The following is a 15,354-nucleotide window of genomic DNA, read 5'->3' on the forward strand; positions in this document are numbered from 1 at the left end:
CAGTATGATGCCAGACACTTATATTTCAATAGATCTACCAGTTTCCGCCCAATCATACTTGAGATAACAGGCAGATGACTTGACCTAAGCGCAGTCTGTAATGTCATTGTAGTCAATACAGCCTATCTTCTTCTATGCTAATGTAACCGCCAAGAAGACGATCTATTTGCCTGGTAAAGCCTTATGAGCAAAACAACTCAAGATAATCCAGCAGTCGAGAACTCTGCGACAGAAACTGTGTCAAAACCATCAACGCGTAGCAAGCGTAGCACTAAAAATCCTGATACAGCCAATGCCGCAGAAAAAAGTCCGGCTAAAACCACACGTACACGCAGTACATCTGCACGTACCAAAAAAACGACTTCAAGCCAACAAGATTCAGCATCTATAACACAGACTTCTGTTCAACAGGAACCAAACATGAGCCAAAATACAGTTCGCCGCGTTGCTATTATCGGTGGTAACCGCATTCCATTTGCACGTTCTAACGGTGCTTACTTTACGGCATCCAATACTGATATGTTCACAGCAGCCCTGAATGGTCTGGTTGAACGTTTTAACCTTCAAGGTCAACGCTTAGGTGAAGTGGTTGCAGGTGCTGTACTGAAACACAGCCGCGACTTCAACATGACGCGTGAATGTGTACTAAATACGGCTCTTGCACCGGAAACCCCTGCTTATGACATTCAGCAAGCATGTGGTACTGGCCTTCAAGCGGCATTTCTGGTCGCGAACAAGATTGCTTTAGGTCAAATCGAAGTGGGGATCGCAGGCGGTGTAGATACGACTTCTGATGCACCAATCGCTTTCGGTGATGGCTTACGTAAAGCATTACTTGAGCTGAACATTGCGAAAACGGCGAAAGACCGTTTAAAAGCACTGACTAAAATCAATGTGAAAGACCTGATGGACGCACCAAAAAATGGTGAGCCACGTACTGGTCTGTCTATGGGCGACCATCAGGCGATTACTACACTGGAATGGGGTATTTCCCGTGAAGCGCAAGATGAGTTGGCTGCTTCTTCACACCAGAAAATGGCAGCAGCCTATGAAGAAGGTTTCTTTGATGACCTGGTGACTCCATTCTTGGGTCTTGAACGTGACAACAACTTACGTCCAGATTCTTCAGTTGAAAAACTGGCGAAACTAAAGCCTGCTTTTGGTAAAGGCGATGCACGTACCATGACAGCGGGTAACTCTACTCCACTGACTGATGGTGCATCTTGTGTGCTATTGGCTTCTGAAGAATGGGCTAAAGCAAATGGTCATGAAGTACTGGCTTACCTGACTTTCCAGGAAACTACTGCAGTTGATTTCGTAGAGAAGAAAGAAGGCTTGTTGATGGCACCTGCTTATGCAGTTCCTCGTATGCTGGAACGTGCTGGTCTGAAACTTCAAGATTTTGACTACTATGAAATTCACGAAGCATTTGCATCGCAAGTACTTTCAACGCTGAAAGCTTGGGAAGATCCAAAATTCTGTAAAGAACGTTTAGGTCTGGATGCTCCACTAGGTTCAATTGATCGTGCCAAGCTGAACGTAAAAGGTTCTTCTCTTGCTGCAGGTCACCCGTTTGCAGCAACTGGCGGTCGTATTATCGCAACTGCAGCAAAACTGATTAACCAGAAAGGTTCAGGTCGTGTACTGGTTTCGATCTGTGCAGCTGGTGGTCAAGGCGTAACAGCAATTATTGAAAAATAATCCAAACCTCATATAAAAAAGCCGCTCTTTATGAGCGGTTTTTTTATTGCAATATTATTAGCGAAGTATTTGAGGATTACTCTAGTAAAGACTCAAGTTAAGCTTTTCGGTAGTCTGGTTCCAGCCCCATTTTGGCCTCAAGGTGGTCATAGCACCACTGGAAGATAAAGGTATACACCAGAATACATAGTGTCATCGCCAAATCCAGAAGAAAAGCCTGCGCCAGACCGATCTGTAATGCATAAGCTACCATCGGAATCGTCGCCAGCATCAAACCACCCTCAAATCCAATCGCATGAGCAATCCGCACTTTGATGGTTCTTTTCAGACGATGTTTGGCTTCAAACTTTTCAAAATAATGATTAAACAGCATATTCCAGAACATTGAAGTCACAGCCATCGCAATTCCGAGAGCGCCTGTGACCTCAAGCGGCATATGCATGAGCGTACTCAGTAATATGGCAATTACCACCAATAAAATGCCTTCATATAAGGTGGCATGAATCAGTCTTCTTTTCGAAATTAACATTTCAGTTCATCAAGTCAGGAGATAAAAGAATTTTATTTCTTTAAATTTGATTATTCGAGTTAGAATCTATCAATAAAAATGAAAGATAGAATTCATGAATATTAATCAAGAACAGCTGCTAATGTTTAAACTGGTTATGGAAACCGGCTCCTTCTCTGCTGCTGCACGTAAACTTGGTAAAGTTCCTTCTGCAGTGAGCATGTCCATTGCCAATCTGGAAATTGATCTTAATCTGGTATTATTTGAACGCATTGGCCGTGAACCGAAACCAACTGCACAAGCGAAAGTACTGTATGAAAAAACTGAGCAGCTTTTGGTTGAAATGAATCAATGGAAGCAACATGCCCTAGCACTTAGTTCAGGTCTTGAATCTGAACTGAATATTGTGGTGGTGTCTGAGCTCCTCCATACCCGCTGGACTGATTATATCGTTTTGCTGGAACGGGAATTTCCAGCGCTGCAAGTTAATGTCTTTAGCGCACCTCAGGAAGATGCTCATCACATGCTATTTGAAGGTTCAGCGCAGTTAGCGCTGATGTTTGAACGAGAACAGCTGGAAACCCGGGAACAGTTTATAGAATTAAAACGTGAGGTACTGGTCGCTGTGGCGGCCAAACAACATCCATTAAGTCAATTTCACCAGGTCAGCTATGAACAGATTTTACAAAACCGACAGATTGTTGTTGCCAGTCGTGATCGTAGCATTAAGCCGGAACTGCTCTTTTCCCGGAATTACTGGCGCACTGACAATCATCATTCAGCCTGCAGCATGATCCAGCAAGGTTTGGGCTGGGGCGTGCTTCCCTTAGAAATGATTAATGAACAGCCACATTTGCAGGAGCAGCTACAGATCTTGCATCTGCTCGATTTCACCCCAAAATTTGAATATTTTGTCGATCTGGTCTGGAGTCGAGAAACTCGACTGGGTACAGCTGCTCATTTTTTGATTAATCACTTGCGTCAGCAGCGAAAAACCGACCATTAATCACAGAAATTCAACGACAGTCTACTTGGTAAGAGGATGATTTATGATATATAAGAATGCATAAGCAATAACCATAGAACTAGATCGTAATGACATTAACTGCACTAAACCAATTAAAAAACTTGACGACTATTGTGGCAGATAGCAGTGATTTAAGCGCAATTGAGAAATTTCGCCCTCTGGATGCAACTACAAATCCATCTCTGATTACTGCAGCAGCGAAACAACCTGAAAATCAGGCATTGATTGAAGCTGCTTTTCAACAAGCCCAGCAAGAAAGCTATGTGAATAATGCCCTGATTGAACGCACGATTGATATTTTGACCGTCAAATTCGGTGTTGAAATTTTAAAACTGATTGAAGGTCGTGTTTCGACTGAGGTGGATGCTTCCCTGTCTTTTGATACTGAAGCGACCATCGCCAAGGCTAAAGAATTACTCGCGCTGTATGATCAATATGGAATTAATTCTGACCGCATCCTGATTAAGATCGCATCAACCTGGGAAGGCATTCAGGCAGCGAAAGCACTGGAAGAAGAAGGTATCCATACCAACCTGACCTTATTATTTGGCCAGCATCAGGCCCATGCCTGTGCTGATGCCAAAGTGACTTTAATCTCGCCTTTTGTCGGCCGCATTCTAGACTGGTACAAAAAAGCGGAAGGTGTTGAGTCGTATCCAATTGAAAAAGATCCGGGCGTACTCTCAGTGAAGCGCATTTATGAATTCTATAAAGCGCATGGGATTAAAACTGAAATCATGGGTGCAAGCTTCCGTAGTATTGAGCAGGTTTTGGGCCTCAGCGGTTGTGATCTACTGACTGTTGCACCAAACTTGCTGGAACAACTTGAAAATGATCAGCGTGAAGTTCAGGCTCAGCTTTCAGCCAAAGATATTCAATCTCAAGGTGAACTGAATCCAATCAGTCATGCCGATTTTGATGCACAACTGAAACAGGACCAGATGGCCAGTGAATTACTGCAAGGTGGTATCGATGGCTTTATCAAGGCACGTGAGCAACTGGCGGCTTTATTAAAGGAAAGTTTTTTGAGCACCACCTAAATTCACAGCGAATTTATAGAATTTCTCCAGGCCGATGTTGCTATAATGCCACATCGGCTTTTTTCATTTTTGCGAGTTCTTCGTGTTTGGTATCACAGATCTAACGACCTTTATTATTGGGACAACGTTAATTGTGTTACTGCCGGGGCCGAATTCCCTCTATGTCATGTCAATTGCCTCTCGTTTTGGCATCAAGACCGGTTATATGGGTGCCTTAGGGGTTTATACCGGTGACTTGATTCTGATCCTATGTACGGCGTTAGGCGCAGCCTCTCTACTTCATGCGTTTCCCGTGCTGTTTATTGCCCTGAAAATTATTGGTGCTGTTTATCTCAGTTATCTTGGTATCAAACTGATCATTGCCGCCTATCAGACTTTCTTTCCGAAACAGTCGTCACAACGTGTTCAGATTAAAAAGACTACTCCTGAAACTGTCGGGTCGATTCAGCCCTTCCGTACAGCATTAACAATCAGTGTTTTAAATCCTAAAGCGATTCTGTTCTACCTGTCTTTTTTCGTGCAGTTTGTTGATCCTGTTTACCCTTATCCGGCACTGACTTTTGCACTCTTGGCTTTAATCCTGCAACTGATCAGCATGACCTACCTTTCAATCCTGATCTTTTCCGGGGTCAAACTCGCGAGCTATTTCAACCAAAATTATAAATTGACCGCTGGCGGAGTTGCTTCAGTAGGAATTCTGTTCTGCGGGTTCGGAATCAAACTGGCGACTTCAACCTTCTAAAAATTAGTAGCTTTCTGGCAAGAGCAGCTCTTTCTAAAATTGTTAAAAACATTGTGTTTATATATGAAAAGCGTATGATTTAAACGCATTTAAAAATAGTGTCATGGATGATGCCTAAACTTTTACAAGATCTCTCCTTTCCTGCCATCATGGCGGGTTTTATTACCTGCATGATTGGGATCAGCGTATCCGCCGTACTGGTCATTGAAGCAGCCCAAAGCCTGGGTGCAAATGCAGCGCAAATCAGTTCCTGGTTATGGGCACTCGGCATAGGTATTGGGGTTTCCGGCTTTCTGCTTTCCTGGAAATATCGTTATCCGATTTCCACCGCCTGGTCGACAGCCGGTCTGGCGTTAATTATTGCCTCCGCAGGCCATTACAGTCTGGCCGAAGCGATTGGCGCTTTTCTGATTTGCGGTATCCTGATTGCCTGTCTGGGATTTTTCGGAATATTTGACCGGATTTTTCAGTTTATTCCGCAAAGTCTGACCAGTGCCATGCTGGCTGGTGTCTTGCTGAAATTTGGTATTTCAGTATTTGGCAGCCTGCAACAATCCTGGGGCTTTGTACTTACCGTACTGGCCATTTATCTCATTTCTAAAAAGCTCAGTACCCGTTATAGCATTGTCATTACCGTACTGCTTGCAATTGTACTCTGTCCGTTCTTTATCGATTTTACACTTCCCCATTTGAACTGGAGTATCGCTCAGCCTGTATGGACCACGCCAGAATTTAGCCTGCAAGCTATTTTAGGACTAGCTCTTCCGCTGATGGTGATTAATCTGGCATCGCAATATTTACCAGGCCTGGCTGTAATTAAAAGTTATGGCTATCCACCCAAGGTGAATCCGATTTTAGGCTGGACGGGCCTCACTCAAGCACTACTCGCTCCCTTTGGCTGTTTCAGTGTTAATCTTGCCGCGATTAGCGCAGCAGTCAGTCTGGATGCACAGGCACATCCTGATCCGGCTAAACGTTATATCGCGGGTATGAGCTGTGGTCTGTTTTATATCCTGATGGGTTTCTTCGCTGCGACCCTGACCAGCTTATTGATGGCTTTTCCAGGTATTCTGATTACAGTTCTGGCTGGCATTGCCCTGTTTGGCACCATTGGCCATAACATCGCACTGGCTTTTCAGGACAGTCATGACCGGGAAGCCGCACTGATGACCTTTCTGTTCAGTGCATCCAATATCCAGTTTTTTGGAATAGGTTCAGCTTTCTGGGGCCTACTGCTTGGTTTGATGGTTTATTTACTATTTAGGCTTAAACCTCAGCTGGCTTAGACTTATATCTATCTCTTTTAATGTCCTGTCGTTTGAGAAAACAGATTAATGACCACTACACCGGAAATAATCAGGGCAATACCAATAAAAGCAGGAAGATCCAGCGCCTGCTTAAATACAATATAACCGACAATGGCTGTGAGAATGATCCCTACACCGGCCCAAATCGCATAAGCAATGCCTAAAGGAATTACCTTAATCACCTGAGACAGCAAATAAAAGGCGATACAGAATAAAACAACCACCGCTAAAGAAGGCCACAAACGGGTAAAGCCTTCAGATTTCACCAGAAATGTAGAGCCAGTGACTTCAGCAATTATAGCCAAACCCAATAAGAGATATGCCCAAGTCGCAGGGTTCATTTTTTTCATTCTCCAAATCTGTCTTTCCTAAACCAAAGCTTAGTTATGTCTTAAGAAATAAATTATTTATAACTGTATGTTGAGGGGCGAAAGCTGATGCAAAAAATCCAGCGTCTTGATAAAAGTCTGCTGACTTTCTTTCTTGCCCATAAAGAACTGATATTCATGAATCAGCCAAGCTTTAGATTCGGGATAAAAAACTTCTATTACTGGAACCTGCTGCGCTTTTAAAGCTTTGATAAAAGGCAAGGATTGGGTGTCGGTCAGAAAATCCTTGTTGCCCCCGCTAATGAATACTGGCGGATAAGATGGCGTAATATACTGGATTGGAGAAATACGTTTTAGAAACTCGGTATCATTTTTACGATCCCCTGTATAGGCCTGAATCAGGCTATATACTCCCCACTCTACGATCTTCATTTCATCAGGTGCGGTACTGGCAAATGACTCCAGGTCATAAATACCGCAGTGCAGAATCAGACCTTTAAGCTGGGATGGTTGCAGATAAGGCTGAAAATTAGATTGTTTGGCAAAGGCGGGATTTGTTAAAAGTGCAGCATAGTGGCTGGCCATATTCGCCCCGGCAGAATCTCCGGCCAGATATAAATTTTCGGCATCAATCTGGTATTCGGCTGCATGTTGAGTAATAAACTCCAAGGCCTGATCAATCTGATGTAACTGGCTTGGATAAATGGCTTGAGGTGCAAACTGATATTGGACCGATACCACGTTATAACCTTGCGCGGCTAGAAGTTTAAAATAACCTCGGGCATGCTCTTTAGAACCGGAAATCCAGCCACCACCATGAATCCACACAATAGTTGGTTGGGGGCCAATACTTTCGATATTTTGTGGTTGATACAGATCCAGAGATAGTTTTTGCTGCGGTTCATAGACCATATTCTGATGCACGATGACCGAACCTGGTGCATAGCGATCCATCACCTTTTGCTGCATCCCTGTGGTCAAATTAAAAGCACCGGCAATGACCCGGCTGTTCTGTACAGTATTTTGACAGCCTGCCAGAATAATTGAACAGAGCAGCAATAAATGAATGGCAAAAAACCTCAAAACCTTCCCCCTCGATCAGCCCAAAAATAAGCCTAGGCAGTTTAAACCATCTTCAAAAAAACAGCGTCATTTATCCTGTTATTTTTGATCAATAAAACCTGAATCCCTAGTTTTTTGCTCTGTTTTTTCTTTCATCAAATCTCTGCATTTATGTGAAAATACCTGTAATTTAAAGATTTTTTGCCATTTTTCAGCTTTTTGCAATTGCACCCATGGGTGCATTGTGCTATCAATAAATCAGAGCGTAAAAAACACACAACATACGGAGAAAAATCATGGCTTACCAACATATTTTAGTCCCAGTAGACGGTTCAGATATTTCCTTTTCTGCAGTTCGACATGCAGCCAAAATTGCCAAGGCATTTGGCAGTAAACTTTCCCTGATTAGCCTGATTGCAGAAGACCCTTTTACTGAAGCTGACTTCTACTACAGTTCAACGATTATGAAAGAGTATTTTGCTCAGGCTCATGCCAATGCAAAAAATGCCCTAAAAGAAGCCACTGCAATTGCAGGCAGTGAAGGTATAGAAGCAGATTCCCGCATTGTGACTGGCCTGGTGAATGCCGAACATATTGCTGAGACTGCAGAGGAAACCCAGGCTGATCTAATCGTCATGGGTTCACACGGCCGTAAAGGCTTCCAGAAAATGATTCTGGGCAGCTTTGCACAGGATGTTCTTGGCGCCAGTCAAATTCCGGTGTTAATCGTTAAAAAATAATCTGATTTGCGCATCTTCAAGGTGCGCAATTTTTTCAGGCAGTGTTTCTGTCTGAACCCTTCTACAGTAAACCTCCATTTTCTAAATGATCATTTCACTGCATATTCTAAAAATGAGGAAGCACCATGCAAAACTATGAACATATTCTTGTCGCACTCGATGAATCCTCGATGTCCTATGCTGCAGCTGAACATGCCCGTGAGCTGGCCAAAGCTTTTAATAGTAAGGTGACATTGGTCAGTATTATTGCTGTAGACCCATTTAAAGGCGTGGACTTTTATAAGGTTGCTCCCGCCGTCACTGACTATTTCATGCAAGCAGAACAACATGCACTGGATCTTTTAAATGAGATTAAGGCAAATTTTGTGCATGATGGTACACAAGTCACGACCAAGATCATTCATGGTATGGCACCTTCTGAAGGAATTCTTCAGGCAGCGCAGGAAGTTCCGACCGATCTGATTATCATGGGCTCACATGGCCGTAAAGGTCTGCAAAAACTGATGCTGGGTAGCGTGGCACAGAATGTCCTTTCCCAGTCCGAGATTCCGGTATTGATTGTGAGACCGTAACACAGACAACAAAAAAGCCTGCGATGCAGGCTTTTTTTAGCGAACTTTTTGATTCAGTTCGTTCAGGAAGAGTTCAGCATCCAGCTGGCTATTAAATACTTTTTTGTATTCTCCAGCTTGCTGAATAGAATGCGGTGTATATTGAAGGAAGATTTCAAACAGACCAGTCGCAGCATTTCTGCTGACATGAACCGCAATAATATGCCGAGTATTTAAATAAAAACCATCTTCGATTTTCACTAACATCTTGAATAAGACCTCTAGTATATCAATTTGAAGATTTCTTCATGTTTAATAGAAAAGTATAGTTTTACTTTCCTGTCTAGCCTCTTACTGTAAACCTTTTATGTGACTGATTTCACATTATAGTATTTTAAATGCGCTTAAATTCACCATTTAAAATAAGTCAATAATAAAAAGCCGGATCAGTTGATCCGGCTTTTTACATAACGATCTTATACGCTTAACATGCTGTTCAATGTCTCTGAGACATTTTTCGATTTCACCTGTGGTTTTAAAGCTTCAAGTTGTGCTTTGACTTCACTGCGTTGTGGTTCAATCAGGGTATACCAGCGTGAAAGCACCTGAAGTAGACGTGAACCGACAATCGGGTTTTTCTGATCCAGATATTTCGCCAGCTCGATATAATGCTGCACACCAAAGCTCCAGGTATTGACCGGATTGGCATTCAAACCGCCACTCACCGCACGGATACGGTTTGGCACTTTCAAGTCATAATCCGCATGCTCAGTGAGTGCTTTAATTGTTTCTGCAGTCGCTTTTGGATGAGCTGCTTGCAGCATGAACCATTGATCCAGTGCCAGTGCTTCATCTTTAAAGCGGTTATAGAAATCATCCAGGAATGCTTTGGCTTGAGGCGCATCATTCCATACCAATACACGCAAGGCACCCAAACGTTCAGACATATTGCCTGTGTTTTGGTATTGCTGCTCTGCCAGTTCAAATGCACTTTCATCACCTTGACGTGCAATCAGCATTAGCATGATATTTTTCAGTGCACGCACACCCATCGCCTGAGAGAAATCTGACTGCAATTCAGGATCCAGACCCAGATAGATTTCTTTAGCTGTTGCTCCAAAAGCACGTGCCAATTTATGCAGCAAGGCATCACGTTTTTCTTGGATCATGGCCGGATTGTAGTCTGTATCAATCCGGCTACCCAGGTAACCTTCTGCCGGTACATCAAATAAGCGTGAAGCCAATAGCGGATCTTTTTGAATCAGATCAGGTAAGGTATTCAGCATTGCCTCGATATAGATTTCAGAAGGCTGATCATCCAGCAGAATGCGTTCTAATAAAGTCTGGGTCGCTTGCCACTGGTTAAAACCATTGGTTTCATATTGCAACAGGAACGCCAGTTCTTGTTCAGAGTAATCAAAATGAAGATCAACGGGTGCAGAGAAGTTACGCAGTAAAGAAACAATCGGCTTGCTGGTTATACCGCTAAACTCGATGGTCGCTTCATCTTGATCAAACAGATATACCCCATCTTTGACGCCATTTTCAAATAAGGCATCAGAGTTCAGGCTCAGCTGCTCACCGGTATTCGCATCAAACAAGGCCAAAGCCACTGGAATCGGAACAGCTTTCAGATTCGGATATTTCGGATGAGCTTTCAGGCTTTGCTTAAAGCTAAGACGATAAGTTTGTGCATCTGCATCATACTCACCTTTTGCGACCAGTTTCGGCGTACCTGGCTGGTTATACCAGGTCAGGAAGTTTGATAGATCCACACCTGAACCAGCGGTCAATGCAGCTACCCAGTCTTCAACGGTTACGGCCTGACCATCATGACGGCGGAAATATTCATCTGTACCCTGACGGAATTTTTCTTTACCGAGTAAAGTCGCCATCATACGGTTAATTTCCGCACCTTTTTCATACACGGTCGCCGTATAGAAGTTATTAATTTCTACAAAATGATCCGGACGCGGTGGATGCGATAAAGGGCCAGAATCTTCCGGGAACTGATGCGCTTTCAGGACTGCAACATCATCAATACGTTGTACCGCAGCAGACTGCAAATCTTCAGAGAAAGACTGATCACGGAATACAGTCAAACCTTCTTTCAGACACAGCTGGAACCAGTCACGACAAGTAATCCGGTTACCCGTCCAGTTATGGAAATATTCATGGGCAATCACGGACTGTACACGCATGATGGCAGCATCAGTTGTATATTCTTCATCAGCCAATACGCATGAGGTATTGAAGATATTCAAGCCTTTATTTTCCATCGCACCCATGTTAAATGCGCTGGTTGCTACGATCATGTAATTATCAAGGTCATATGGCAGGCCATAATGTTCTTCATCCCAACGCATGGAATGCTTTAAGGCTTCCATCGCGATTTTGCATTTTGGAATGTCTTTTTCTTCGGCATAGATTTCCAGTGCGACATCACGACCCTCTGATGTGGTATAGCGATCTTTCATCACTGCCAGATCACCAATCACGCAGGCAAATAAATAGCTTGGTTTCTTGGTCGGGTCTTGCCATAGTGCATAGTGACGGTTTTCATCCACTTCACCAGTTTCGATCAGGTTACCGTTAGCCAGTAGAACCGGATACTTTTTGTCGGCTTCAACACGAGTAGTAAATACAGACAATACATCTGGGCGGTCTGGATAGAACGTGATTTTACGGAAACCTTCCGGTTCGTTCTGAGTGACGAATAGATCCGAACTGGCCTGATACAGACCTTCCAGCATGGTATTAGTTTCTGGATGAATCTTGACGACTGTTTCAATGGTCGCCTGATCTGGAGCATTGCTAATCACCAGTTGCTCAGCATCCAGAATATAATCTGATGCATTTAGTGGCTGACCATTTAACTGGATTGATTGCAGTTCCAGGTCACGACCAAGCAATACCAGATCACCTGCTGTTTGACGCTGCATCTCCAGTTTGCTGCTGACCAGCGTATGATCGTCATAGACTTGAATATTCAGGTCGATTGAATCTACAACAAAAGAAGGTTTTTGATAGTCTTTTAAATAAATGGTTTGATCTGCTTCGATCACCGGATTCGCCGCGATATTCATATAATGTCCTGATCCTTTATTGCACAGCTTCTAAGGCAAAAGATTGTCAATGCATTGATCATACGCCTTGATCTTGAACCTGTCTGTGCGTTTCATTTGTATTGTATATGGGAATAATTACTGATCTTTTCAATTGAGCTACATCAAAATATACGATAATCGCCTTATATTTGCCCGATATCTAAAATCCCCCTCTGTAAAACAACTTAAAGATAGAATAAAAAAAGCTTTCATCTGCACTGTATGATTCCTCTATGCATGATTCCTGCACATGCAAAGTATTATTCCAATATGAAAAATTACTGCCTGAGTTCAGAACAACCTTATCCAATTTAGATGCTGGGCGCTGCAAAACCTGACTTCTAAAAGATTAAGTTCTGGTTAATCTGCGTTCCAAATTTCATTTTAAATGCACAAATGACATGCACCAGTTTGAATGCATTTTGCATCACCCAACAGCAATGGCAGGATTCAAAGAAAGATATGTGCCAAGTTTTCGGCTAATATCATATTTTTTTACATTTTCTTATGTGCTTGATTTAAAAATATATAATTTATGATTAATAGCAATTCCGAAATATTGATTAAAAAATGAGCATAGTTTTTGCTACAGTCTAAGTGTGTTTTCTCCAAGCGCAAAGACTCCAAAAATAACGACAACAAAGAAATTGAGGTGAGCTATGTATTTAAAACAGCATGTGGTACGGATTGAAAATCTTAAAACACTTCAGGTTCTGGATCAGGCCAATATTGATCATAAAGTCATTGCCCTGTTTATGAGTTCTGAAGGCGTTCAGCTACAAGCGCATGAGGTCAGTGCGATTCTGAATACTTATGATGCACTCGGTGCCAAAAAGGTTCCATCCAAAAAAGTGCAGGCGTTGATTCAAGCGAAACATCAGGGAGAGGAAGACGAAACATTACCCTGCCCCGTTTAAAAACGATGATCCAGTTTTCTTGAATACAGGGCTACTTCGGTAGCTCTGTTCGTTTAAAGGCTATCCTGTCCTGAAATCTGCAGCATTAAAAATATTCTCAAATGACGCGTGACTTTGATGAGCTGTGTATAATCGCAGTTTCTCTTTATTCTGGAGTTGTGCGCAATCATGGTATTCAACGTTCTGCAAAAACAGCTTGATGAAAGTACGCAGTGCCCGTTATGTAAGGCCTCCATGTACTGGATCGAGGCAGAACAGTATGATCAGGACATTACTTATCATGAATGCAGCCACTGCCAGCATCAGCTCTATACCGACCAGAAACATAACTGTTATTGCGATCAGTGTCTGGCTCAGCGTAAACGTATGCTGAAAGAAGTTCGTTTACAGGAAAACCGGAAATTTCATAAAAAACAGGATCGGCATGAATATGAGCTCAATCAGCTCAGCTTTATTAATAAACTGTTTCTGCTCTCGATTCTGGATGAACAGGTTCAGGAACATAGCCAGCATCAGGAATATATTGACTGGCATGCCATTAAATATTATTCCATCAGCCCGAATTACCTGTATCAGCATGGTCTGGTCAAAAATCTGCTGAAAGACCAGATTCTAGTTCCTAGAGATATTCAACAAGAGAATCAGCAGTACTATATTAATGTACGTCTGGATGGCTATTCTGAGCCAAGCCTGTTTAGTATTACCCAGCAATTGCGTTACTGGTTCTATGAAAATCTGAGCAAAGGCGTACCTTTTAAAAGTGCGGATGAAGTCAAAGATGCACTGTATTGTCTGCTGTATCAGGAAGTCATTCAATTCGCTCAGTTCTATTGCCGTAGCTGGGGTATCCAGATTGCGGGCAATCAAAGTTTTCAGGCTTTCTGCTATCGCCTGCTCGATGTTTTGGCTGTGGGACAGATTTATTATCTGGTGCAATCGGCCCTCGAATATCTGTATCAGCAGAAAGCTTTAAAACCACGAAATGAAAATTTCATTAATACCAATTTACTGAAAAAGACCCTACAGCAGTATCGGGAACGTTCAGTGAATGAAAAATGGGAAACCTCTATTCTGCCTCGTCCACCACAATTGCCTTTGAGCAAAATGAGCAGCATCCTGTTTTTTCGTTTCCTGGGTTATGATGAAAATATTTTCTTCCAGCCGATCTGGCGTTCATGGCAGAAGATTGAACCACGCCTGAAATTTTATTCACAAAAACGCTGTATGCATTGCGGCTCACAAGAGCTTACTGTTGAATATGATGCTAGCGATTATGTCAGCCTGTTATGCCGTAACTGCAAACATCAAGACCATTATTTTACCCGCTAAGCATTTAGCAGCCCTATTCATATTTGAAAGATCATGATGATGAATACTTCCGTGCAACAATTACAAAATACTTTTCTCGATCAGATCTGTGAAGCCTGGTCATTGCTTCAAGAGCAGCAACCCTTGGTGCATGTGATGACTAATGCGGTGGCCAGCAACTATGTGGCCAATATCTTGCTGGCTGCGAATGCTTCGCCCGCCATGATTGATAATCCTTTTGAAGCAGAGGGTTTTGTCAAAATTACCGGGGCACTCAGTTTAAATTTGGGAACACCGACTACTGAACAGGTCGAGGCAATGCAGATTGCTGCGAAAACAGCACACAGCATTCAAAAGTCATGGGTACTAGATCCTGTTGGTTATGGAAATGTACTGCATTGGCGTTCAGGTGTTGTGGATCAGCTCATGACCTATCAACCCACAATTTTACGGGGAAATGCTTCAGAAATTGGTGCCTTGGCAGGGAAAAATATCGAGTCCAAAGGCGTCAATAGCACTGTCGATAGCTCAGAAGTCTATCTACAGGCGCAGTCTTTACTAGAGCAATGTGAATGTATCGCTATTTCAGGTGAGTCTGATTACATCATTTCCAGAGATTATCCAGTGATTCAGGTTTTAGGCGGTTCATATTTACAGCCGCGCGTCACAGCAACTGGATGTGCCCTAGGGGCCCTGATTGCAGCGTATAGTGCAGTAAGTTCTCCTGCGATCGCAGCGCTCTCTGCTCATGTTCATTTTGCAATCGCCGGTCAATTGGCTTTTGCCAAAGCACCGACCTTAGGCCAGTTTAATGCTGCATTTACCGATGAGATCCATCAATTGAATATAGAAACGATCCGTCAATATGCAGATTTTCGGATTTTGGCGGATTAAGCATCAGTCGGGTGTTTTATAATGAACACATAGAACACCCTATTACACTATTCAACTTATTTTTAGATAATTAAATTCAGCCCTAATCTGGCAAAAATAATTTTTCAAGCGCTCAAGCTGA

15 protein-coding genes are annotated in these 15,354 nt (G+C 42.8%); 10 read left to right on the top strand and 5 right to left on the bottom strand.

The annotated features are described in order from the left end of the window. The first annotated feature begins 183 nt into the window (after positions 1–183). Positions 184–1,701, top strand: a complete 1,518-nt coding sequence (locus O4M77_RS08470; RefSeq protein ID WP_323713333.1) for an acetyl-CoA C-acetyltransferase — start codon at positions 184–186, stop codon at positions 1,699–1,701. Between the two features lie 97 nt (positions 1,702–1,798). Here the strand turns inward: O4M77_RS08470 and aceI are convergent, their stop codons facing one another. Further along, on the bottom strand, positions 1,799–2,230 hold the full coding sequence (aceI, locus tag O4M77_RS08475) for a chlorhexidine efflux PACE transporter AceI (protein WP_180139670.1): 432 nt from the start codon (positions 2,228–2,230) through the stop codon (positions 1,799–1,801). A 94-nt stretch (positions 2,231–2,324) separates the two neighbouring features. Here aceI and O4M77_RS08480 point away from each other — a divergent pair, with 94 nt between their 5' ends. From O4M77_RS08480 to O4M77_RS08495, 4 genes are all read left to right on the top strand, one after another. Continuing rightward, a complete protein-coding gene (locus O4M77_RS08480; protein WP_323713334.1) occupies positions 2,325–3,215 on the top strand; it encodes a LysR family transcriptional regulator in 891 nt (296 codons plus the stop codon). 89 nt (positions 3,216–3,304) lie between these two features. Beyond that, positions 3,305–4,276, top strand: a complete 972-nt coding sequence (gene tal, locus O4M77_RS08485; RefSeq protein WP_180130640.1) for a transaldolase — start codon at positions 3,305–3,307, stop codon at positions 4,274–4,276. 82 nt (positions 4,277–4,358) lie between these two features. Beyond that, complete coding sequence (gene leuE / locus O4M77_RS08490) at positions 4,359–5,018, top strand: leucine efflux protein LeuE (protein WP_179992453.1); 660 nt, start codon at positions 4,359–4,361, stop codon at positions 5,016–5,018. Positions 5,019–5,128: 110 nt separating this feature from the next. Further along, positions 5,129–6,304, top strand: coding sequence for a benzoate/H(+) symporter BenE family transporter (locus O4M77_RS08495; protein WP_180017639.1), 1,176 nt, complete (start codon positions 5,129–5,131; stop codon positions 6,302–6,304). Positions 6,305–6,321: 17 nt separating this feature from the next. On the opposite strand, the gene O4M77_RS08500 is transcribed toward O4M77_RS08495, so the two are convergent. Further along, positions 6,322–6,666, bottom strand: a complete 345-nt coding sequence (locus tag O4M77_RS08500) for an SMR family transporter (protein WP_323713335.1) — start codon at positions 6,664–6,666, stop codon at positions 6,322–6,324. Between the two features lie 66 nt (positions 6,667–6,732). Then, a complete protein-coding gene (locus O4M77_RS08505; protein ID WP_323713336.1) occupies positions 6,733–7,737 on the bottom strand; it encodes an alpha/beta hydrolase in 1,005 nt (334 codons plus the stop codon). Between the two features lie 275 nt (positions 7,738–8,012). Between O4M77_RS08505 and O4M77_RS08510 the strand changes: the two genes are divergently transcribed. Both O4M77_RS08510 and O4M77_RS08515 read left to right on the top strand, forming a co-directional pair. Then, positions 8,013–8,456: a universal stress protein gene (locus O4M77_RS08510; protein WP_125279008.1), complete on the top strand. Its 444-nt coding sequence runs from the start codon at positions 8,013–8,015 to the stop codon at positions 8,454–8,456. 125 nt (positions 8,457–8,581) lie between these two features. Then, a complete protein-coding gene (locus O4M77_RS08515; RefSeq protein ID WP_104425970.1) occupies positions 8,582–9,028 on the top strand; it encodes a universal stress protein in 447 nt (148 codons plus the stop codon). 36 nt (positions 9,029–9,064) lie between these two features. Here O4M77_RS08515 and O4M77_RS08520 read toward each other — a convergent pair whose 3' ends face one another. Together O4M77_RS08520 and pepN are read right to left on the bottom strand one after the other, a co-directional pair. Beyond that, complete coding sequence (locus tag O4M77_RS08520; RefSeq protein ID WP_323713337.1) at positions 9,065–9,274, bottom strand: hypothetical protein; 210 nt, start codon at positions 9,272–9,274, stop codon at positions 9,065–9,067. 209 nt (positions 9,275–9,483) lie between these two features. Next, the gene (gene pepN / locus O4M77_RS08525; RefSeq protein ID WP_323713338.1) at positions 9,484–12,093 is read right to left on the bottom strand and encodes an aminopeptidase N; all 2,610 of its coding nucleotides are present in this window, start codon (positions 12,091–12,093) and stop codon (positions 9,484–9,486) included. A gap of 680 nt (positions 12,094–12,773) precedes the next feature. Here pepN and O4M77_RS08530 point away from each other — a divergent pair. From O4M77_RS08530 to thiM, 3 genes are all read left to right on the top strand, one after another. Next, complete coding sequence (locus tag O4M77_RS08530; protein WP_004783954.1) at positions 12,774–13,031, top strand: hypothetical protein; 258 nt, start codon at positions 12,774–12,776, stop codon at positions 13,029–13,031. 168 nt (positions 13,032–13,199) lie between these two features. Beyond that, on the top strand, positions 13,200–14,360 hold the full coding sequence (locus O4M77_RS08535; RefSeq protein WP_180053403.1) for a hypothetical protein: 1,161 nt from the start codon (positions 13,200–13,202) through the stop codon (positions 14,358–14,360). Positions 14,361–14,399: 39 nt separating this feature from the next. Beyond that, a complete protein-coding gene (gene thiM, locus O4M77_RS08540) occupies positions 14,400–15,233 on the top strand; it encodes a hydroxyethylthiazole kinase (protein ID WP_323714098.1) in 834 nt (277 codons plus the stop codon). Positions 15,234–15,354: the final 121 nt, after the last annotated feature.

It is taken from the genome of Acinetobacter sp. YWS30-1 (genome assembly GCF_033558715.1).
In the GTDB taxonomy this organism is placed as follows: domain Bacteria; phylum Pseudomonadota; class Gammaproteobacteria; order Pseudomonadales; family Moraxellaceae; genus Acinetobacter.

Coding starts and splice junctions, on each gene's coding strand:
- O4M77_RS08470 (WP_323713333.1), top strand. CDS start 184: ATGAGCAAAACAACTCAAGATAATCCAGCAGTCGAGAACTCTGCGACA.
- aceI (WP_180139670.1), bottom strand. CDS start 2,230: ATGTTAATTTCGAAAAGAAGACTGATTCATGCCACCTTATATGAAGGC.
- O4M77_RS08480 (WP_323713334.1), top strand. CDS start 2,325: ATGAATATTAATCAAGAACAGCTGCTAATGTTTAAACTGGTTATGGAA.
- tal (WP_180130640.1), top strand. CDS start 3,305: ATGACATTAACTGCACTAAACCAATTAAAAAACTTGACGACTATTGTG.
- O4M77_RS08495 (WP_180017639.1), top strand. CDS start 5,129: ATGCCTAAACTTTTACAAGATCTCTCCTTTCCTGCCATCATGGCGGGT.
- O4M77_RS08500 (WP_323713335.1), bottom strand. CDS start 6,666: ATGAACCCTGCGACTTGGGCATATCTCTTATTGGGTTTGGCTATAATT.
- O4M77_RS08510 (WP_125279008.1), top strand. CDS start 8,013: ATGGCTTACCAACATATTTTAGTCCCAGTAGACGGTTCAGATATTTCC.
- O4M77_RS08515 (WP_104425970.1), top strand. CDS start 8,582: ATGCAAAACTATGAACATATTCTTGTCGCACTCGATGAATCCTCGATG.
- O4M77_RS08520 (WP_323713337.1), bottom strand. CDS start 9,274: ATGTTAGTGAAAATCGAAGATGGTTTTTATTTAAATACTCGGCATATT.
- pepN (WP_323713338.1), bottom strand. CDS start 12,093: ATGAATATCGCGGCGAATCCGGTGATCGAAGCAGATCAAACCATTTAT.
- O4M77_RS08530 (WP_004783954.1), top strand. CDS start 12,774: ATGTATTTAAAACAGCATGTGGTACGGATTGAAAATCTTAAAACACTT.
- O4M77_RS08535 (WP_180053403.1), top strand. CDS start 13,200: ATGGTATTCAACGTTCTGCAAAAACAGCTTGATGAAAGTACGCAGTGC.
- thiM (WP_323714098.1), top strand. CDS start 14,400: ATGAATACTTCCGTGCAACAATTACAAAATACTTTTCTCGATCAGATC.